Source organism: Sphingobium indicum BiD32 (assembly GCF_000382885.1).
In the GTDB taxonomy this organism is placed as follows: domain Bacteria; phylum Pseudomonadota; class Alphaproteobacteria; order Sphingomonadales; family Sphingomonadaceae; genus Sphingobium; species Sphingobium japonicum_C.
In genome coordinates this window covers 1-21628 of record NZ_CAVK010000140.1, presented here as the reverse complement: position 1 = coordinate 21628, position 21628 = coordinate 1, and the positions used below count along the sequence as shown (strand labels likewise).

The 21628-nt window shown below is 59.8% G+C and carries 12 protein-coding genes; 3 read left to right on the top strand and 9 right to left on the bottom strand.

Annotation, left to right across the window (positions count from 1 at the left end):
* Positions 1–144: 144 nt before the first annotated feature.
* Positions 145–1416, top strand: coding sequence for an outer membrane beta-barrel protein (locus EBBID32_RS13700; protein ID WP_231382200.1), 1272 nt, complete (start codon positions 145–147; stop codon positions 1414–1416).
* Positions 1417–1631: 215 nt separating this feature from the next.
* Here the strand turns inward: EBBID32_RS13700 and EBBID32_RS13695 are convergent, their stop codons facing one another.
* The 9 genes from EBBID32_RS13695 to EBBID32_RS13655 all read right to left on the bottom strand — a co-directional run bounded on the left by EBBID32_RS13695 (position 1632) and on the right by EBBID32_RS13655 (position 14421).
* Complete coding sequence (locus tag EBBID32_RS13695; protein WP_006958985.1) at positions 1632–2969, bottom strand: HlyD family type I secretion periplasmic adaptor subunit; 1338 nt, start codon at positions 2967–2969, stop codon at positions 1632–1634.
* Between the two features lie 21 nt (positions 2970–2990).
* Complete coding sequence (locus EBBID32_RS13690; protein ID WP_231382199.1) at positions 2991–4739, bottom strand: type I secretion system permease/ATPase; 1749 nt, start codon at positions 4737–4739, stop codon at positions 2991–2993.
* A gap of 62 nt (positions 4740–4801) precedes the next feature.
* Positions 4802–6658: an acyltransferase family protein gene (locus EBBID32_RS13685; protein WP_006958981.1), complete on the bottom strand. Its 1857-nt coding sequence runs from the start codon at positions 6656–6658 to the stop codon at positions 4802–4804.
* A gap of 470 nt (positions 6659–7128) precedes the next feature.
* A complete protein-coding gene (locus EBBID32_RS25120; protein WP_006958978.1) occupies positions 7129–7542 on the bottom strand; it encodes a calcium-binding protein in 414 nt (137 codons plus the stop codon).
* A 479-nt stretch (positions 7543–8021) separates the two neighbouring features.
* Positions 8022–9065, bottom strand: coding sequence for an acyltransferase family protein (locus EBBID32_RS13675; RefSeq protein ID WP_006958976.1), 1044 nt, complete (start codon positions 9063–9065; stop codon positions 8022–8024).
* Positions 9062–10540 (bottom strand): lipopolysaccharide biosynthesis protein, encoded by a 1479-nt coding sequence (locus EBBID32_RS13670; RefSeq protein ID WP_037490805.1) that lies wholly within the window; start codon positions 10538–10540, stop codon positions 9062–9064. The genes EBBID32_RS13675 and EBBID32_RS13670 overlap by 4 nt, the downstream gene beginning before the upstream one ends.
* Before the next feature lie 121 nt (positions 10541–10661).
* Positions 10662–11246 carry a sulfotransferase family protein gene (locus tag EBBID32_RS13665; RefSeq protein WP_006958972.1) on the bottom strand — a complete coding sequence of 195 codons (585 nt, stop codon included), beginning with the start codon at positions 11244–11246 and terminating at the stop codon, positions 10662–10664.
* A gap of 173 nt (positions 11247–11419) precedes the next feature.
* On the bottom strand, positions 11420–12499 hold the full coding sequence (locus EBBID32_RS13660; protein ID WP_006958970.1) for a glycosyltransferase family 4 protein: 1080 nt from the start codon (positions 12497–12499) through the stop codon (positions 11420–11422).
* A 56-nt stretch (positions 12500–12555) separates the two neighbouring features.
* Entirely contained in the window at positions 12556–14421 is a 1866-nt protein-coding gene (locus EBBID32_RS13655) for an acyltransferase family protein (protein WP_006958968.1), read from the bottom strand.
* 469 nt (positions 14422–14890) lie between these two features.
* Between EBBID32_RS13655 and EBBID32_RS13650 the strand changes: the two genes are divergently transcribed.
* Together EBBID32_RS13650 and EBBID32_RS13645 are read left to right on the top strand one after the other, a co-directional pair.
* On the top strand, positions 14891–18628 hold the full coding sequence (locus EBBID32_RS13650) for a putative Ig domain-containing protein (RefSeq protein ID WP_006958966.1): 3738 nt from the start codon (positions 14891–14893) through the stop codon (positions 18626–18628).
* Positions 18629–18867: 239 nt separating this feature from the next.
* Entirely contained in the window at positions 18868–21285 is a 2418-nt protein-coding gene (locus EBBID32_RS13645) for a right-handed parallel beta-helix repeat-containing protein (RefSeq protein WP_037490787.1), read from the top strand.
* Positions 21286–21628: the final 343 nt, after the last annotated feature.

Below are 21628 nucleotides of genomic sequence, written 5' to 3'. Positions count from 1 at the left end.
CTGCCGGACCCAGGCGCATTTTACACGGAAAGGACGATGATGCACGCGCCCTGCATTTTGATGGTTAACCGGTGATTTACAGGCATCGACTCTGGTGTATAGAAGCCGGTGACCATGATACGTCAGGCCGCTTGGGGGTTTCAATTGAAACATTACTTCTGGATTGTGGCGACAGCCGCGGTCACATCCATCCCCGCAGCGGGTCGTGCGCAGGAAATTCCCGACGATGTCGGGGTCGCGGCGCGTGTCCCTGACGAGTTCAAGCCTATTGGCGGCCGGATCGGCACCGTATTTATCTATCCGGCCCTGACCTACGACCTGACCGGGACCGACAATGTCGTGGCATCGGATGCAGACCGCAGGGGCGACGCCTATGTGACGGTGGCCCCCCGTGTCACGATCGCCCGCAACAGCCAGCAATCGAGCCATGTGGTCCAACTGTTCAACGCCAATCGTTTTCATTTCGATACGAAGGATGAGAATTTTTCGGAATTCGGCGTCCTGACGCGCAATCGCTGGGGCGCGGTCGACAGTGCCAACATCACCCTGGAAGCATCCGCCCAACGCGAAGTGGATCAACGCACGGGGCGCAACAATGTCACACTGTCGCGCTCGCCCGTCCATCATGGGCGTTTCGACGGCGAACTGGCTTATGCATTTTCCGCTGGCCGGTTCAGCTATCGTTTCGGCGTCCATGCAAGGCGCGTCGATTTCGCCGACGCCAGGAGCCGTACCGGCACTGTCATAGACCAGGACTTTCGCGACTATACGCAAGTGGGCGGAAACGCCCGGCTCGGCTATCGCCTGCGCGAGGGGGTCAACCTTGTCGGCCAAGTCGATTATGACCGTTTCTATTATGACCTTGGGCCGGGCGAACCGGGCTTTCCATCGGGCCTGGCGCCCGACCGCAATTCCTATCGCGTGAAGGGTGAAGTCGGCCTTGGCTTTGACATAAGCCAGCGTTTGTACGGCGTTGCGACGATCGGCTATCTCACGCGCAATTATCGCAAGCAGATTCCGCAACTCCGTGATGTCAGCAGCCTGTCCTATAATATCAACCTGCTGTGGAATCCGACCGAATATCTGACGGTCCGGGTAAATGGCCTGCGCGATATTCAGGAAACCGCATCGCCGCTCGTGGCCGGTGACCAGTTCACCCGCGGCACGGTGGCTGTCGACTATATGCCCACGCCCGCTCTGCTGTTTACGGCCAGTGCCAACGCGGTCCATTATAATCCCGTCGGCGTGACCACCGGCAATGCGACGGAATATGGCGGCAGCCTGCTTGGGCGCTATCGCCTGAACCGCCGATGGTCCGTCACATCGCGCCTTTCCTATAATGGCCGCGACACCAATTCGCCGGTCGACAGTTTCGATGGCGTCTGGCTCAGCATGGGCGTCGTTCTGACGCTGTAAGCCGCGCCCCGCTCAGCGGCACTTCTTGCGCTGCTGTGTTTAATCGGGTTCAACGCGCGCTACAGTCTTTGCTATACCGGACACGCCGACGCCATCCGTTCCAAAACCGCTCTGGAGCGCGCTGCGTTGAATCGGACGCAAGACGCGCGCTCTAGTTTTTTCTTTTCGCATCGTTTTTAGCGGAAAAACCGGTCCCCACTTTTCCGCACGATGCTCTAGTCGTGCCGGAAGGCCCGATAAAGCTGGTCCCTCAATGGCTTGACCAAATAGCTCAGCATCGATCGCTCGCCGGTCTTGATAAAGGTTTCCACGGGCATACCGGGTTTCAGCTTCAAACCGCCCAGCTTTTTCAGTTCGTCCCGCGTCACCTGAACGCGCGCGACATAATAGGGCATCCCGTTACGTTCATCGGTGCGGCGGTCACCGGAAACATAGGCCACGGTTCCGGCGATTTCGGGCGTCGTGCGCATATTGAACGCGGAAAAGCGCAACATGGCCGGCTGTCCTGGGCTGACCTGGTCGATATCGGCAATGCCGATGCGCGCGGTAACCTCCAGATCGTCGCCATCCGGGATCAGCTCGATCAACGTTTCGCCCGCTGGCACGATCCCGCCGATGGTGGTGAATTTGATCTTGTCCACCACACCGTCGGATGGCGCGCGGATGGCATTGCGTTCATCGTCCGTCATCGCGGTGATGTTGTTGCGGCGCAGTTCGATAAGTTGCGCCTGGACGGTGGCGAGATCGGTTCCCGCCTGCCCGCTGAGGTCCGACGTGATCGATATGCCCTGCTGGCTGATTTCCGACAGGCGCGCCCGCGCCTGCGCCGCCTGCACCCGCGCTTCGGCCGCGCTGCTGTGCGATGCGATGGCAGCCCGTTCGAGCGATCTCAGCTTGTCGAGCGTCGTATAGCGCTTTTCCCACAACATCCGGGTAGCCGCCAACTGATCGTCCATCAGCGCGGCCTGCTTTTCCAGCGAGATGACCTGATCCTCAAAACCGGCGATCTGCGTCTGGGTCTGGCGAATCCGTTCCTGGACCTGCTGTTCCTGGCCACCGCGTGAGGCCCGGCGGAACGCAAAGGCGCGTTGTTCGACGCGCATGATTTCCGCGACGGCAGGGTCCTTGGCGCGCGAACGCAGCGATGCCGGGAAAATGATTGCCGGCAGTCCGTCCCGCTCCGCAATCAGCCGCGCCTCGCGCGCTTCGAGCTGATCGATATTGGCGCCGGTCATGGCCGCTGATGCCGAACTCACCCGATTGTCGAGTGCCATCAGCAACTGCCCCTTCTTGACATGCGTGCCTTCGCGCACGGGCAAATCCTTGATGACCCCGCCAGTGGGGTGGCCAATCTGCCTGACGCGGCTTTCGACCGTCACTTCCCCAGAACCGATAACGGCGCTTGCCATCGGCAGAAAAGCCGCCAGGCCGCCCAGTACGATGACGAGTATGCCCATCAGCAGCATGGCGTGGCGCAGGCTACGCATCAACTTGACGGCCGGTGTCTGTTCCACAGGACGATCGGGGCGCTGGTCGGTGATCAGATAATACATGCCGAAATCCCTGTCGATCTGCTATGCGGCGCCAGCCGACGAAATTACCGCGGGTTTTTCGTCCGTGCGGGGCGGGACCGGCGCGGGCAGCTTCATCTTTTCCATCACCTTATCACGCGCGCCGAACAGCTGCATCTGGCCGTTCGACATGACGAGAAGATGCGTGACATGGGTCAATATATTGGATCGGTGCGCAACGATAATCGCAATCGCATTGCGCGCGCGCGCTGCCTGGATCGCCGCCCCCAGCGCATCTTCGCCATTGGCATCGAGGTTGGAATTGGGTTCATCGAGCGCGATCAGGAAAGGATCGCCGTAAAGCGCCCGCGCCAACGCCACGCGCTGCCGCTGCCCGGCGGACAAATTGCCGCCATTGGTGCCAAGGGGATGATTATACCCCTTGGGCAGCTTGACGATCAGGTCGTGGACATCGGCCGACTTGGCGGCGGCGATGATGTCTTCGGAACGGGCGTCGGGGTCGAAACGCCCGATATTCTGCGCGATCGTGCCATCGAACAGGTCGGTCATCTGCGGCATGAAGCCGATATGCGCGCCCAATATGTCCGGGTCCCACTGATCGATCGAAGCACCGTCCAGCCTGACCGCGCCACGCAATGGCGCCCATATCCCCACAAGTCCGCGCAAAAGGCTGGACTTGCCCGAACCCGACGCGCCGATAATCCCCAGCACATCGCCTGCCGCCAATGTGAAGCTGACATCGTTGACGGTCACCTTCTTCGCACCGGGCGGCCCCAGCGTCAGCCCTTCCACCGACAGCCGGTTGGAAGGCGCGGGCAGTTCCATGGTCGGCATCGGGGCCGGCACTTGTTTGAGCATCGCGTCCAGCCGCTTCCAGGCCTGGACGCATCCGGTCATGCCCTTCCAGTTGCTGATGACTGCCTCGACCGGCGCCAGCGCGCGCGCGCTCAAAATCGAACCGGCAATGATCACGCCGCCAGACGCCAGATTGTCGATCACCAGCGCGGCACCGGCCGCCAACATCAGGGATTGGAGCAGCATACGGAAGGTCTTGCTCAACCCCTGCATCCGCCCGCCCACGTCCGCCAGCCGATCGGTGGAGCGGACAAAGGCGGCGGATGCGTCCTCCCACGACTGCCTGGCACGTCGGTGCATACCCAGGGCATAAATGACTTCGGCATTGCGCCGGCACATTTCGATCAGCATCGCGCGGCTGGAGCCGATCTGCGTAGCCTTCATCGTCGCCGATTTGGTCATACGGTCGGCGGCCAGCATGATGGCGATCAGGACCAAAACGCCGACCATCGCCATGACGCCGAGCGTCCAGTGGAACATGAACAATACGGCCAGGTAGAGAAGAACCCATGGCAGATCGAGCAAGGCGAGCGGCCCTGACCCGGAAACATAGGATCGGATCGCATCCAGATCGCGCGCGGCCTGCGTCCCTTCGGGCATTTCGCGCCGCCGCAATTCCATTTTAGTGATGACGTCGAATACGCGCGGCGTCACTTCCCGGTCGACCAGCGCGCCGATCTGGATCATCGCCCTGGACCGCAACAGGTCCAATATCCCCTGAAAGCAATAGACAATAGTGATGATGATCAACAGGCCGACAAGCGTCGGGATGCTACGACTCGGCAAAACCTCATCATAGACCAGCAGCATGAAAAACGATCCGCCCAGCATCAGGATATTCAGCACAGCGCTGATTATGCTGATCTGTCCTATGGCGAAGCGGAAACGACGCAGCGCCGAACCGATTTCCGATTCCGAATCAAATACCTTCAGCATCAATTTGTCCTGCATCAAGCCGAAAGCCGCCCTGGCCGACTTGGCGTCTTATGAACAGAGTTCTACATATTCTGGCCGGAACGAGAAAGCGTGTTCGTGGGAAGCTGCCAGAATTCCCGCGTTACCCATCTGGCTCCGAACATAGTTAGATGATTTGCGTCGAAATATAATGAACGCCCTTCACGCGCGAGCGAACACCATTGGAGGTTGCATAGCTTGTCAGAGGGAAGAAGCACAGCGATATCCGATGGCACCTTGCGGGCGAACCAGGTCAATGTGGCACGGTCCGCCGCTTCCCACGCCGCGCGGGATATGCGCGGGGCGCCGCCGCTGGCTAGATGGGTGGGGACGTCGAATCCAGGCAAAGGGACTGGGCCGACGATGCGCACGGTCTTTCCAGCCCGCCTGAGCATCGCGATCGTTCGATCCAGCCCTTCAAAGAAGCCGGGCGCATCCTGATAGGTGTGATAGCGCATTGCCAGCACGACCGTCTTTATCGGTTGCGCAGCGATCCAGTCCGCCACCTGCCGGTTATGCGCCATGCAGCCTGCACGATAGGGGTCGTCAAAGCCGAGCGCCGGGGGGCAATGGGAATAGGTGATCTGGGTAATCTTATGGTCGCCGACGGCCAGCGCCTTGGCCAACTCCACACCATGACTGTCGCCCCAAAGTATAGCCTGGCTTGCCCCGGCGCCCAGCACGCAGGAACGATCGATCGGCAAGTCATGGCCTTCGTCCCGGTGGCACCGTCCCCGCTGCGGGCTGACATCATAACGGCCATTATCATAGGCGATCGTCGGAGCCGCAAAGCGTTCTGGCCAGCCATGCCTGGCCCATAGCGCCGCGCTGCCCACTAGCAGGATCAGCGCGCCAAGCCCCGCCAGCATGAACAATCGGGCGCGGCTGACCCGTTCCTTTTTCCGAAATGGCTGTTCGACCCAGAAATAGGATAAAGTCGCCGCCGCCACGGACAGGCCGACGATGATCGCAGACCCCGCCGCGCCCAGCGTGAACAGGCCCAGGAACCGGCCATAAACGACTATCGGCCAATGCCACAGATATAAGGAATAGGAGATCAGGCCGATCGCGACGGGCAATCGCATCGACAGCAGCCTGCCGACAAATGTGCCCGGCGCGCTGTGTAACAGGGCGACGCTGCCCAAAACCGGCAGGAGTGCGGCATAGCCGGGAAAAGGCGTCTGGTCGGTGAAGCGGAAGATCGCAATCAGGATCGCGCCGGCGCCGGCCAGGCTCACGACTTCGCGCGCCAAAGGCGACCGGATCTGCGGCACGGCACCCAGTGCGAGCAGCGAACCGGCCAATAATTCCCAGGCGCGACTATGGATCAGGTAAAAGCTTGCATCGGGATAGGGCGCAGTCAGGACGATGCATGCCACAAGGGACGCGATCGCCATGATGGCGATGACCGGCAGGCGATAACGCGGCGCATAGCGTGCCAGCAGAAACAGGATAACCGGAAAGAAGATGTAAAACTGCTCCTCGACACCCAGCGACCAGGTGTGCAGCAGCGGCTTTTGTTCGGAATCCCCGGAGAAATATCCTGATTTTCGCCAGAAGATGATGTTGGACACGAACAACAGGGTGCCGACGACCGTGCCCGGCAGCTCACGCAGGAAACTGGGCAGCAGGATGGCGATGCCGCCCAGCAATACGGCGAGCAAAAGCACGAACAGGGCGGGAAAGATGCGCCGGATGCGCCGTTCGTAAAAGGTGACGAGCGAAAAACGCCCGGCATCAATGTCCTTGGCCAGGATGGATGTGATCAGATATCCCGAAATGACGAAAAATATATCGACACCGACATAACCACCGTCGAAACCAGCCACATGCGCATGGAATAGTACAACGGGCAGCACCGCGAGTGAACGAAGGCCATCGATATCCCTGCGGTAGATCATCTATCTGCTCGCCCCCCAAAGGCATCAAATGCCGGCCACCTGTCGATAGTCGGACGCGCGCGCCACATCCATCCTGCCATTAAGGCGCTTGCGTATTAAACTGGTACAGGGAAGGCCAACCATCCGACTGACAGCCCCTTCTCCTATGTCCTGAACCTTGCCTTTGCAGGGATGCAACCGCTTTGCAATCCATGCGCGCAAGCGACCGGATGCCGGGAAGAAAAGGTGCCATGAAATCGCAGCGTGGCCGCAAGCGCCACGGCCGGGCGCACTTGACGGCAACGCCGCTCAGGCCGGATTGGCTCGACCAGGCGAGCCAGCATGACATTGGCCGGAAAAGAAAATTGCCGCTGACTCTGGTGGGATCATATCCCCCAGCGCCAGCGGCAATTCACTGTTCACATGATCAAGGTTGGCAAATCGGCTGGTGCAGCCTGTTTCATCCACACCTGCCGAGTCGCACACCTAAATCAGGGAAGGATGTCAGCCAGTTCGTAGGTCTTGTACGCGCCATTTTCCCAGAACTTCAGAGCTTCGATGTTCTTGAGAATGTCACGACCGTCGCTACCGACATTGTCGATGATCACAACTTCGCCGCGATCGTTCAGATAGATGGTGTAATCGCTCAGCGCGCCACGATATTGGGCGGTGTCATAGTCCGCGCCGCCATTGAGGTCGTCGTCGCCGTCACCACCGAACAGCAGGTCGTTGCCTTGGTTGCCCGTGATGCCGTCGTTGCCAGAGCCGCCGGAGATGGAGTCATCCCCCAACCCACCACGAATCCGATCGTCACCGTCGCCACCCAAAATCTGGTCCGCTGCGTCAGTGCCGGTCAGATCGTCTGCGGTGTTGCCGTTACCGGGCGTACCTTTAATGACTGCCATAAGACATCTCCTGTTAATTTAATTGTTGCTCAACTGCTGCGCCCGCGAATTTAGTTCACTGCTTCAAGCGGTTATAGCTGGCGACGTTTGCCGCCTCGTTGTCCGCGGGCCGTTAGTAACTTGGTAACTATAGCGCGTCAATGCTTCGCCATTACGCTATTGCGAGATTGCCTCTATTTGAGACAGCTAACACAAATTGTAATAATTCCCCCGACAAGGCTTCGCCCTGTTCCGACTCTCTGCCAGCCGACTCGGCATCCACAGCCGAGGACTGTACGCCCAGGTGGGAAGCGGCCTGAAACGCGGGATTTTCAGAGTTACGGAAGCCACGCAACGCCTAGCTTTAGCCATAGGCAGCGATGGCAGGACTGTGCTGATTCTATCGCTCTACCATTGTCAAGTCATTTCATGAATTTTCGCACTTGCAAAATTTACATGAAAATAAATTTAACTTCGTGCTGCAGTCAATATTTTACGCACTATGTCGCCGGTGCCGATCGCAATCCGCCCTTGCCCAGTCCGGTGATGGCAAGCAGATTCAGGCGAGCGACGATCGCATATCCAATAAGCGAAAAGACGAGGCCGGACGCCGAAACAATCAGGATTCGCATGTCCAGATTCAAATCCGGCGCAACGCGGTTCAGCACGACGCGCGATGCCGACATCGGCAAGATATGCAGGACATAGATTGGCATAGACCGTTGGCCGACCCACCCCAGCATCCGGCCCACGCCATGGCCTGCAATGCTTCTGGCCAGCGCCAGCAGGACGATGATCCCCGCAAAGCCGCCGGGAACCAGCCAGCCGGAATAGAGGCTGACCCCCTTTTCAAATCCCAGCCAGATCGTGGCGCCGAGCACGATCAGTGCGATCGGCCATCCCTTCCCCGTCATCTGCGACCGGTTGGTGGACAATATGACGCCTGCAATGAAGAATATTCCGAAATGGCAGTAACGGGCAAAGGTTTCCCGCATCGGAAAGACATCGACCAGGCCACATGCCACGACGGCGGTCAGCAACCAGAAGGAGATATTCCTGGTTACTGCCATGCACAGGAAGAATAGAAACAACGCGCCCAGAAACCAGAAATGCATGGCCGGAAAAAATAATATGCGCCACAGCCCGTCCATCGGAACAGGCTTGTTAACATAAGATGCCATGACATTGTTGATGAGGATATAGATGAGCGACCATAGCACGGCTGGCCACCAGGTCGTCGCCAGCTTATCCCACAGATAGGCAGTCCTGCCTTTTTTCAACGCGCGCGGTACCCAATAGCCTGACGCTACGAAGAAAAAGGCCATGTGGAATATATAGACGCTATAGTCGAGCAGCGGCCACAGCGATCCCGCGCCCGCCGTTCCGGCGTTGAGAAAGCCCCGATAGGCATGGAAGATCACGACGAGCAGGATCGCTATGCCCCGTCCCACGTCCAGATGGGCGAGTCGCGGCCGCTCCGGCGCGCTCTGGACGGTGTCCGCCGCGCCTTGGGCCGATGAGGCCTCGATCGCTGGGCCGCTCATTTGCCCGACTCCATGTTGTTGCTGCTCTTGTTCCGCCCAGCACGCCCCATAAGGTCCGCCAGATGGCCGCGTATCCACAACAGGAAAATCAGCGTGGTGGAAATGACAAGGTACAGCATCTTTGCTCCCTCCCATGGCCAGTCGAACGCCATGTCGGTTCGCAGCGACATCGCCAGCGCGGGCAGGAACACGATCATCAGGCCGCACAGGGACGATGAAAGCGTAAGTTCATTATCCTCATAGCGGCGCACGACCGCCCGCCCGGCCAGAAGCCCGAGGGTGGAAACCAGCGCGACGGCCCAGGCGACGCCCTGCACGCCCCACTGGCCGCCCGCAAAATAGGCCGCGGCCAGGGAAGACGCGGATGTTGTGATGGTCACAACCGAAACAGCCACGGTCCGCTTGAGGAACAGGAGCTGACGTTGCTGAAACTGCGACTGGATCTGGACATAGGATGCCAGCAATAGCGGCCCCAAAATCGGCAGGGTAGCCGAATAGCCTGGCGGCAGGACAAGGTGGATGATGTCGGGCAGGAACAGGATAGCGCCGATATAGACGGGCGTGACGACACCCAGCAACATCTGGCGAATCATATGCAGCCGCGCTTTGACATCTGCGCCCTGACTGGTCCTTAACCGCATATATTGCGGATTGAGCCACATTTCGATGGAATCGGTGAGCATGGTCAGCATCGCGACCATCGAACTGCCCAGAAAGAACATGCCGACATCGGCCACCGACATGACGCTCGCAACGATCAGCCGCTGCGCAGGGATGCGCCCCCACTCCGCCAGTTCGCGCGGCAAGAGCGGCAGCCCGTAGCTGTAGAGCGCGGTGATCTCCGATCGACCCGACCGGCCGGACGAAGGCAACTGGTTGCGGAACAGATAGGAACGGATCGCCGCGCCGAAAACGGCCGACCCGACGGTCGCCAGCAAGGCACCCTCCAGTCCCCAGCGAAGCTTGAACACGAACAGGAGCGACAACAGGATCAGCGCCGCCATCTGCAACAGGCGATAGGCCGCGAACATGCCCGGCTTGTCGAGCGTGCGCGCCACAATGTCGAAAATCTTGCTGCTGCGCATGACATAGGCGTAGACCAGCATCAGCGGCAGATAGGGCCAGGTGGGCAGATGATTGCTGACCAGTTGGTCCCACACCGACAGGCATATCAGGCCCGCCACGATAACCAGCGTGAACCCGATCAGCCGCGTCAGCCGAATGACCCGCGACAAAAATGCCTTTCCGGCATCCCCGTCCTGCTTGAAATCGAAATATTGCCGCAGGATGGCCTGGGTCACACCCAGGTTGGTAACAACGTCGATCAACGCCGCGATCGTAATCAAAATGGCGTAGGAACCCAGTTCGCCAGGCGTCAGTCGATAGGCATAGAGCAAGGTCAGGATGCCGCTCGCGCCGCGCGTCACAACGTTGACGAAGCCATATGTCAATATCGACGCCAACCAATATGGCATCTGCCGTCGCCGCGCTGTCGTCATCGGATGTGCCCCTGCTACCCCTACACCGGCCGCAAGAAGGCCGGTTCATCCGATCGATTGACGACCCGTCATGCGGGCTTGCCGTGACTCTGTCGCCTCAGGCGGCCTCGTTCACATTGGCTTTGCCCCACCAGGCAAGCTCGATGCCCAGCCGTTCGCTCAGGATCTGCGGTGCCTTGGGATCTTCAATGTCATATTCAAAGAAATTGGGGTCGGACCCCAACAGTCGGCGACAGGCATCATAATGGCCCTCGATCCAGGTCAATAATTCGCTGTCCTTCGCACCAAAGCCCTTGGGCAGGCCGGGAATGTCCGATGCGATGAAGCGTTTGCGCATGTCCAGCCAGCGGTTCATGCTCGATACGACCTTGACCGGGTCGCGATAGTTCAGGGCCAGCAGGCAATCGGGATGATAGCGCCGGATCGCCGCGATGATCTGGAAATCCAGGTTGGGCCAGTAATTCAGCTTGTGCCGCGGCAGACATACGTCGGCCTGGGTGATGCAATCAATGTCCGCAAAGTCACGCAAGGGATCTTCGCCGGCCATATAGGCGTCATAGATCATCTTGCCCAAGAACTTCTCGCCCTGCCGCCAATGCAGCGCGGACATGCCACTGGCTTCCAGCGCCTTGTTCAGCGTAGTCGTGCCCGACTTGGGAAAGCCAATGACGAACAGTTTCATAAAGCCGCTCCTGATTTCCTAGTGCTGCAATGTCGCAAAGGCCTATGCAGCGTCCCCAACCCATCTGCTATACGCACGCGGCGGTGCCATGCAATCGCCATTCATCCCTTCGCGGCGAATTTGACCCGCCGCAAGGCCGCATCGAATGAAGCGGAAGATAAGACGGCATAGCGTCATCGCGCCCGCAGCAACGCATTATAGGAACGCATCATCGCGGCGAACGTAAACAGGGCAGCGCGCTCCGCAATAACGGCATCCAGGTCATCGCCATGCCCCTCTTTCGCCATCGCGCGCGCCCAGGCGGCGGGGTCGTCGAGCGGGAGTACCTGCCCGGCGGCGCGGCCATCCTCCCCGACGACGGTTTCCACCTGTTCCGCGATGTCGCTGACCAGGCAAGGCAGGCCGGCATGTAATGCTTCCAGCAACGCATTGCTTTGCCCTTCAAACCGCGATGGCTGGGCGAAAATGTCGATCGCCGCCAACAGATGCGGCACTTTTTCGCGCGGGACGTCGCCCAGCAGATGCAAGCGGTCCAGAACCCCCGCGCTGTCCGCCAATGCGACGACCTGTTCGCGCAGGCTGCCGCTGCCCGCCAGTACCAGATGGACATGGACAGGACATTGGGCGAGCGCCTCAACCAGCAGTTCGGGATTTTTCTGCTCCTCCAGCCGGCCAAGCGCGCCGACCAGCCTGCCATGCGCCGGCAAGCCGAACAGCGCGCGCGCCGCGCCCTTTTCCATCGTGCTGCGCGGCCAGTCCTTCAGCCCGTTATGGATGACGACGGCCCGATCGCGCAGCCAGCGGGGGTAGGCCGCGCATCCCGCCAGCATCGCGCGGGACACGCCCACGACATCGGTATAGCTGCCCATCCACGCGGACAGGCGGTCGGCCGCGCGCATGATCGGCGAATAGGTGGCGCGCGGCACGCGAAAGGACATGATGCGGCGGCGGACTCCGGCCAGACGCGCGACATTCGCGCCGATCACCGATGCCAGTGGCAGGAACATGATGATGACGTCCGGCCGGTTCGCGCGCAGGAATCGCCATAGCCGCGCGATAATGCGCAGCATGTCGGCGGGGGTACGCGGGACGTGGCTCAGCAGCACTTGGGCGGGATAGTCCGCGCCGTTCATGGCCTCGCGGTGATACAGGAATACGGCCTGCACCTCATGCCCGCTCGCCTCCAGCCCTGCGGCCAGACGAAGCGCCGCGATCGGCGCGCCCGAAGCGTGAGTCATGGTCGTCAGGACCAAGACCTTCTTTCCCTTCGCTGGCTGGTCACCCTGCCCGGAACGCAACGGGATGCTGGTCATCGGAACAGGAATTGCGGGGCGACCTGCGCGACGATCAGGCGCGATGCCTGCGTGGTCAGATGGCCTTCGTCAAATTGCAGGGGAACATGCTTGCCTGCCCATACACGGCATGTGCCGCCCGGACAGATGGCCTGCTCCATCGAAATATAGCGCGCGCCTGCACCCTCGACCGCAGCCCGCATGGCCTTGTCCAGTCCCGGCCCCGGCTCGCCCCGGAAACGGCCGGACGATGCGCCGCTGTCGTCGGGCCAGGCCTGCGCCAGTATCTTGGGCAGGGGCAGTCGATATTCGACGCTGGGGCCGACCACCGTTATGGGTACAGCCGATCCGATCCGCGCGATGCTGTCGCCGATGCGACGTGCATCGCCCTTTTTCCAGCGCGCCGAAATGATGACGCCGTCAAGCTGCCCCCCATGGGCGGCAACGAAGTCGAACGCCCTGCTGATAACCTGCGTACACCGCTCCGGCCCGGCAAATCGGCCCAGCGGCATACAGCCTGACGCATTGGCCTGAAGGAAATGGACGTCCGGAAATGCCTTGGTCAATCCGCTATACAGATGTGCGGCATGGCTGTCGCCGATCAGCAGGACGTTGCGCATGTTGGGGCGCAGGGACAGGCATTGGGCCGCATCAAAATCCTGCGCACCGGCACCGCTGGCGATGAAACAGCTGCCATTGCGCATGTCGGCGCGAGGCGGCGTCTGAAAGGCCAATATCTGTTCGGGAACGGCATAATCCGGCCACAGCGCCTGGCGCGCGGGGGCGATCAGCAACGCCAGCGCGGTCACGGCCACGAAACTGCCGGCCGCCCAGCCATATACGCCCGCCATGCGGGAATCCGCCCCATGGGGCTTACGGAACGGCCGTTCGACATACCGCCACGACAGGATGGCAAGGGCGGTGATGATGGCCAGCAGGATCAGCTTGTCGACCCTGTCGAGTTCGCCCGTCCGTGACGCATAGAATACGATGACCGGCCAATGCCAGATATAGAGCGAATAGGATATCAGGCCCACAAAGCGCGCCGGTGCCAGCGACAGCAGGCGGGACGAGAGCGTCTGGAAACTGCCCCCGGCGTGGATGAGCGCGGCCGCGCCAAGGCAGGCCGGTGCCGCCAACAGGCCGGGAAAGGGCATTTTTTCTGAAATGAACAGGATCGATCCGATGATCAGCAGCAGCCCGCCACCCGCGACGATTTCGGCCAGCCGTCGGCTGCGGATCACGGGCACCACTCCAATCGAGATCAACGATCCCAGCATCAGTTCCCACGCCCTGAACGGCAGCAGATAAAAGGCGGCTTCGGGCTGAAGCCTGACCATCACGACGGATGCCCCGAAGCTGATGATTGTCAGGGCCACGAACACATAGCGCTGGACGGTAAAGCCAAAGCGCAGGATCAGCACCAGCAACAACGGCAGGACGATGTAGAATTGCTCCTCCACCGACAGCGACCATGTGTGCAGCAGTGGCGATGTCTTGGCCCCGGCATCGAAATAACCGGACTTTGCATAGAATAGGATGTTCGACACAAAGAAGATCGAACTGACCACCGTTCGCCCGATTTCCCGTCCCTCGCTGGGAAAATATAGCAGCAGGCCGCCGATACACACGAACAGATAGACCGGGATCAGCGCAGGGACGATACGCCGGATGCGGCGTTCGTAAAAGCGCGCGATGCTGTATCGACCATTGGACAGGTCATCATAGATGATCTTCGTGATCAGATAACCGGAGATGACGAAAAACACGTCGACGCCCACGAAGCCGCCGGGGAACAGGCGGATCGCACCCAAATGAAAGAAGAGCACGGGCAGAATCGCCAGCGAACGCAGTCCGTCAATGTCCTGGCGATACTTGATCATAGCCCCCACCGTCCCGCTGGTTCCACGTGCGAGCCTCGATACGGCCCGGCTCCGCGCGCCGTCAGTCGCTTTTGCCATAGGATATCGCGGCGCACCATGGCAACCGCACTGATATGTCCGCGGGCGGCGAACCCGAAGAACAGCGTACAGCCCGCGTCTGCCAAAGCCGCCGCGCAAACGCGCTTTTTTCGCGAAAATTCACATGATTTCAAACATATAATATCTTCCTGCCAATGTCGCGGAAGCGAAAGCGCCGCTGATCCGTATCAATACAGGACAGTATAATGACAATTATGCGACGAACAGATTTTGCTGCACTTGCGTTGGTCTTAACCTTTGATTAGCGTTCTTTGGCAAGAGAAATGTCACCGCTTTCCAAAGTCTGGAAATGGCATCCTGTGCAAGAAAATAAAGCGATTTGAGGCACTTGCGCCTCGTTCGGTTTAAAATCCAGATGGGATAGACAGGCATGACGACAGACGGGCAATTTGAATCTGACATTCTCCCGCCCGACTATGTCGCTGAACAGGATGACGAAACCAGCACCGACACGGGTACGGGGGAACCGGAAGGCGATTCGCCGCCGCCGGCTGGTAACAGCCCACCTCTCGTCAACGGCACGATAGACGATCAGCTGACCGGCCAGAACACGCTCTATTCGCTCGTCATACCCGCCACTTTCTTCATCGATCCTGACGGCGACCCGCTGACCTACAGCGCGACGCTGTCCGACGGATCCGCCCTGCCCGACTGGCTGACCTTTTCTTCGGACACGATGACGTTCAGCGGCCGCGGCCCGACCGACGGCCACCATGACTATACGATATTTCTGAACGCCAGCGATCAGTCCAGTAGCGCGACGCTCGCCTTCAACCTGACGGTGTCCGAACGCCCCACCGTCGTTGGCACCCTGCCCAACCTGGTGGTCGAAGAAGACAGCTTCTTTTCCGTGACGATCCCGGCGGCGGACCTGTTTTACGATCCTGACAGCATATTGACCTTCGGCGGCAGCGTGGGTGCCGACGTCAACAGCTGGTTGAGCTTCGATCCCGCGACGCTGACCTTTTCAGGGCAGATGCCGCAGGATTTCTCGAACTGGTTCAACCTGACCGTATTTGCCTCCGACGGACCAAACCGGGCGCAGATCATTTTCCGCGTCGATGTCAACGACACGCCCGACGCGCCGTTGGACCTTAGCCTGCACACCACATGGGTGAATGAATTTTCCGACATCGGCACGCCGGTGGGCGAACTGTTCGTGGACGATCCGGACAAGGGCGACACCCATGTCTATTCGCTGGTTGACGATGCAGGCGGCGCCTTCGCCATCGTCGGCGACCAACTGGTCGTAAACAACGCGCTGGACATTCGTGCCGGCACGCAGCGCACCGTGGTGGTCAAGGTCGAGGATTCGACCGGCTTCACATTCCAAAAAGCCATCGACATCACGATCAAGGCTGCGCAGGACACGATCATCTTCAGCGAAGCCCCGCCCGCCACCACCATATTGTGGGTGGCGACGACCGGCGACGATGCAGCGGGGACCGGCAGCGCAGATTCCCCCTTCGCCACCATCCAGCACGCGATCGACAATGCGGGGCCAGGCACCGACATCATGGTGCGGGCCGGAACCTATAATGAAGCGCTGAACCTGACCGTCGATGGCAGCACCGACGCGCCCATTCGGCTGATTTCCGCCGATGGTCAGGGCGCGGCCATCATCGCTCCACCCGCCGTCGCCGAAATCAGCGCCATTTCCGGCCGGGGTGTCGCCAACTGGGTCATCGACGGCTTTACGATTGAGGGATCGGACACGATCGGCACCTATGGCGTGAACCTTGTCAGCCGGAATTTCGGTGCCAACGCCGCGTACCAGGAAGGATATGCAGGCGACAAGGTCGAAAACATCCTGCTTATCAACAACAATTTCACCGATTGGGGCATCGACGCGATCCACATCGCCCAAAGCTTTGGCGTCCAGATCATCAACAACAGCATCATCGGCGCCCATGAACAGGGTATCGATTTCGTCGGCACGTCCAAACTGCTGATCCAGGGCAATGTCATCGACGAAATCACGGCCAAGGATGAATGGGACGAACTGGATGGGCGCGACTACACTGGCGATTCCGCCATCACGGTAAAGGGCGGCTCCACATTCATCGAGATCCGCAACAATGTGATCGGTTCGACCGAAGGCCCGGCGATCAAGATCGGCGGCCCCACCGGCATCGCCTATCTGCCGATCGAAGTCGGCGCGGACGGGGACGGCGCGCATTTCGTCGATTATGAAGTGAAACATGCCGTGGTCAGCGGCAATACCGCCATCGATTATCCGACCTCGCTGCTGTTGCAGGGTGCGCAGGACGTGCTGGTCACCGACAATCTGTTCAACACGATCAATATATCCAATGTCGCGCGGGGTGCCGGGACCAGCCTCTATGGCGTAGCGGAACAATATATCCCCAGGGGACTGACCGGCTTTTCCGACGATATCAGCTTCGCCAACAACATCTTCATGGGCAAGGCGCTCTTTACCAATGCGCCTGCGGCCACGACCTATGACCTGGGTGGCAACGCCGCCTTCGATCCGCTCGCCACATATGACCCGGAACAATATGGCTTTGTCGGCGGTGTCGATGGCGGCATCGCCGTGGCGCGCGACCAGATCATCGGGAAGTCGGGCGACGATATTCTCTATGGCGACCGGTCGGGTCATGCGACGGCGGATTATATCAGCGGCCAGCGCGGTGCGGACATCATGCATGGCGGTCTGGGCGACGACATTTACGTGTTTGACGACCGGAACGACCAGGCGATCGAAGCGGCAGGTGGCGGCCATGACGCGGTCATCCTGACCCGCAATGCGTCGGTGTACAAGATCGGCACCAGCTCGATCGAGGATGTCTATACGCTGCGTGAACAGGACACGGCGATCAGCGGCAGTGCGGGCCGCAACCGGCTCTACGGCAATAGCGGTAACGACACATTGCGTGGTGGCGCCGGGGATGACGATCTGTTCGGCGGGGCCGGCAATGACAATTTGGACGGCGGCGCCGACAATGACAGCCTCTACGGTGGTGTCGGCGACGATCGCCTGACAGGAGAAGCGGGCGACGATATATTGGACGGCGGCGCGGGACGCGACGTGATGCGCGGCGGCGACGGCAAGGATCTTTTGATCAGCTATGATGCCGACGGGTTGATAGATGGCGGCCATAATATCGACACCATCTATCTGGACCGGTCGACCGCCACGACCGATATCTTCGTCGATATCAGCTATACCAGTTCGTTCAACGCCAATAACAGCCCGATCCTGGAACTGTTCGACGGCACCCGAATCGTCAATGTCGAAGTGCTTCAGATCGCGAGCGGCAGCGGATCGGACATGCTGCGCGGTGGTGCCTATGCGGACCAGATTTCCGGCGGCGATGGCAATGATGTGATCGAAGGCATGGACGGCGACGACCTGATCTATGGCGGCAATGGCGACGATTTCATCTGGGGCGGCAACGGTATCGACAAGATCGATGGCAGTCGCGGGTTCGACTGGATCGACGCGGGCGCGGGCGATGACATCGTAACTAGCAATGATCCCGACCTCATGCTGATCGGCGGCGCGGGCAAGGATACGCTGGCCCTCAACCGTTCGCAGTTCAGCGAAGCGCAGATTGTCGACCTTTCGCTTCAGGAACAGGCCGGGGTGATCGTTACGCTCGCCGACGGCACGCAGATTACCGGCTTTGAAACCATCAACTATTCGGCGGGATCGGGGGATGACATCATCACCCTGGGTTCCGGCTCCGACCGGCTGACCGGGGGGAAAGGGCGCGATATATTGAGCGGCGGCAACGGCAATGACGTCATATCGGGCGGCGCCGACGACGACATCATCTATGGCGGCGGCGGACGGGACAAGATTTCGGGCGATGGCGGTGCCGACACACTCTATGGTGGGCTGGGCGAGGACACATTCCAGTTCAAGGTCGGTCAGGTTGAAGGCGACATCATCGCCGATTTTGAAGGGGCCGGGCTAGCCACCGGCGACAGGCTGGAATTTGCGGGCTACGGCCCTGGCGCGACACTGACCTACAATAATGCCAGTCAGTTGTGGACCATCGCAACGGCGGACAACAGCATCCAGAACAGTTTTCAGATCCTCAACGTAACCGCCCTGAGCAGCGCCGACTATATCATTTTATGATGGCGTGGCGGTGTGGGACAATGTGGTCATGACACACAATGCGTCGCGCAGTCAGGCAAACAATATCCATGACATTTGCTGCGCAATATACTATGGATTTTCAGGCACCATCCGGCACCACAAGCAATAACGGGTGACGATAAAACATTTTTATACTTAATGCGTAGTTAACTCTACCATATTACGCGACGTTCAGTCGCTCCCGTCTATCCATGCCTGATAGCGGGAGAATTTTTTTCATGACTGAAGATCTCTGGGGCGACGTTGCGCCCACGAAAATAATGTGGGTCGATGGGGACGCGAGCTACAGGGGGAAGCCGAACGGATCGGTCGAAAAGCCGTTCACGACGATACAGGCAGCGGTCGACGCTGCAACGCCCGGCACCGCCATCATGGTCAAGGCCGGCGACTATGTCGAAAATGTCTCGATCCCGCGCAATGTCAGCGGAACAGATAGCGCGCCCATCTGGCTGATTTCGGCAGACGGCCCGCAAGCCGCCCATATCACGGCCAAAAGCGACACGCTGGCGACGATCGGCGGCGGGGGCACCGAAAATTTCATCGTCGATGGCTTTCATATCACCGGCGGCAAGAACGGCATCCAGTTCAGCCAGAACGGGAATGACTATACCGACACCATCAAGAATATCGTTATCAAGAATAACGTGATCGATAATGTGGTGCAGGATGGCGTGAAGGCAAATGGCGGCTCCAACGTCGTCGTCACCAACAACGTCATCACCGGCGGCATCGACGAAAGCATCGACTTCATGTCGATCATCCACGGCGTCATTTCCCATAACGACGTCAGTGGCAACACGGGCACCAGCGCGGCGATATTCGCCAAGGGCGGATCGTCGGACATCCTGATTTCCAACAATTACGTCCATGGCGTGACGGCGGACGGCATATCGGTTGGCGGCTGGACATCCTATAATTACAAGATGCTCGACGGTTATGATGCGTTCCAGGCGTCGGATGTCACCGTGGTCGGCAACCGTGTAGAAGATGTCGGCAAACGCCCCCTCGCCTTTCGTGGCGCCGTGGATTCGGTTGCGACGGGCAATTATCTCGAAGCGGCCCAGGGCTATTACACCGTCGTTCTGGTGGGCAATTCGGCAGCCACCAAATATGGCACCTTCACCAGTCACGACATCAGCGTGACGGACAATTTTATCACGCGCGATACAAAGACGCTGTTCATCGAAGCCGGCAGCGACTCCGTGACCTTCGCCGACAATGCCGTGGCGACGATCACCCCCGCGACGACGGGCATATTGGGCAGCTTGCAGGACGTTCTCGACAAACTCTCTGACGAGGGGACGCCAGCAGCGCCCAACGTGCCCGAAACGCCGAGCGTGCCTGAAGCGCCAGCCCCCCCCCAGGTGCCGAGCGTTCCCGAAGCACCCGGTGAACCGGATGCGTCGCCACCCGCTGGCTTGGGCGGCAAATGGGCAGAAGGCGGCGAAACCGGCAGCGTCGCCGTCAACCAGGGTACAGACGGCAACGACCTGCTGATTTTCAAAAGCGGGTTGCTTGCCGGCGGGCTGGGTGACGACAAATATATCGTCAGCAATATCGAAGCGGCCAAGGTCGTGGAGAAAGCGGGCGGCGGCATCGACACCATCGTCGCGACATCGCGCTATATGGTCATGCCCGACCATAGTGAAAATCTGGAAATGACCCGGACGGAAGGTGCCGTGGGCATCGGCAATGCCGGCGACAACATCATCCGGGGCAATGTCGGCAATGACGTCCTGATCGGCGGCGCGGGCCATAATCTGCTGACCGGCGGCGGCGGCAATGACATATTTCTGGTGGGAAAGACGGACGCGGTAACCCGCATCACCGATTTCAGTGCCGGCGACATCATTCACCTGGCGGGGGATGAATTTGCCAGCTTCGGTGCGCTGAAGGGGGCCATGCAGCAGGTCGGCCAGGATACGGTGGTCACTTTGTCGGGCGGTCGGCAGATCATTCTCGACAATAGGGACTTGAACAGCCTGACCGCCGCCGATTTCGACATGCAGGACGCTGGCAGCGCGTCGAAAGGCGCGACCGCCACCTATAAGGTGAGCTTTGACAAGCAGGTCAACAGCTTCATCGGAGCAGACACGAACGACAAGATGTCGGGCAACGGCACCGCCATCCTGCGTGGTGGCAAGGGCGACGATAATTATGCCATTAACAAGGTGGGTGATTATATCATCGAACATGCCAATGAAGGCACCGATACGGTCCTCCTCTACCGGACAAGCTACGCGATCGACACCAATGTCGAAAATGTCATAGTCAACACGAAGGAAGCAACGACCGTCATCGGCAACAGCCTTGCCAACCAGATTGTCGGCAATCGCGGCAATGATGTGATTGTCGGCGGCGGTGGCGACGACCTGCTCTATGGCAAGGGCGGCGCGGACACGTTCACGTTCCAGTCACTGGGCGATGGTCACGATACGATCGGCGACTTCGAGTTCCGCAAGGACTATATCGACGTCAGCGACATTCGGCAGGATAATCCCGCCGTGACTTTCTCCACCCATCTTGGCCCCGACGGCCTGGACATCATCGCCACGCTGGCCGGCCAATCCTACACATTCGCCACACTGGCCGGTGTGAAGAAGGCCTATGCGCTGGACGAAATACTGGTCGGCTGATCCATAGCAGCAACAGAGTTGACCGGGTTGGTCTGAACAAGGTTCGACCCCGGATAAGCAGATCGCCTGAGAATAAGCCCGCACTGTTGCGGGCTTATTCATATCTGCTGGACGGTGGCCGCAATCGTAACGGGTGGCGAGATGGCGCCTCTCTTTGCGCTTACGGGGTATGAATGCTGGAGCCTCTCGCAGCAGCGGCGTTTCGTGGTCCTGTTTGAACGGCCTGCCGTTGCCCGGGCGATCTGGCAGGCATTTTCACGATCGCGTCAGAACGGACAAAGCCCCGGCGTTTTGGCGCCGGGGCATTGTGGCATGTTGTTTATGTTGGTTGCGGGAGCAGGAT

Coding starts and splice junctions, on each gene's coding strand:
- EBBID32_RS13685 (WP_006958981.1), bottom strand. CDS start 6,658: ATGATCTACCGCAGGGATATCGATGGCCTTCGTTCACTCGCGGTGCTG.
- EBBID32_RS13645 (WP_037490787.1), top strand. CDS start 18,868: ATGACTGAAGATCTCTGGGGCGACGTTGCGCCCACGAAAATAATGTGG.
- EBBID32_RS25120 (WP_006958978.1), bottom strand. CDS start 7,542: ATGGCAGTCATTAAAGGTACGCCCGGTAACGGCAACACCGCAGACGAT.
- EBBID32_RS13665 (WP_006958972.1), bottom strand. CDS start 11,246: ATGAAACTGTTCGTCATTGGCTTTCCCAAGTCGGGCACGACTACGCTG.
- EBBID32_RS13695 (WP_006958985.1), bottom strand. CDS start 2,969: ATGTATTATCTGATCACCGACCAGCGCCCCGATCGTCCTGTGGAACAG.
- EBBID32_RS13675 (WP_006958976.1), bottom strand. CDS start 9,065: ATGAGCGGCCCAGCGATCGAGGCCTCATCGGCCCAAGGCGCGGCGGAC.
- EBBID32_RS13690 (WP_231382199.1), bottom strand. CDS start 4,739: ATGCTGAAGGTATTTGATTCGGAATCGGAAATCGGTTCGGCGCTGCGT.
- EBBID32_RS13670 (WP_037490805.1), bottom strand. CDS start 10,540: ATGCCATATTGGTTGGCGTCGATATTGACATATGGCTTCGTCAACGTT.
- EBBID32_RS13655 (WP_006958968.1), bottom strand. CDS start 14,421: ATGATCAAGTATCGCCAGGACATTGACGGACTGCGTTCGCTGGCGATT.
- EBBID32_RS13650 (WP_006958966.1), top strand. CDS start 14,891: ATGACGACAGACGGGCAATTTGAATCTGACATTCTCCCGCCCGACTAT.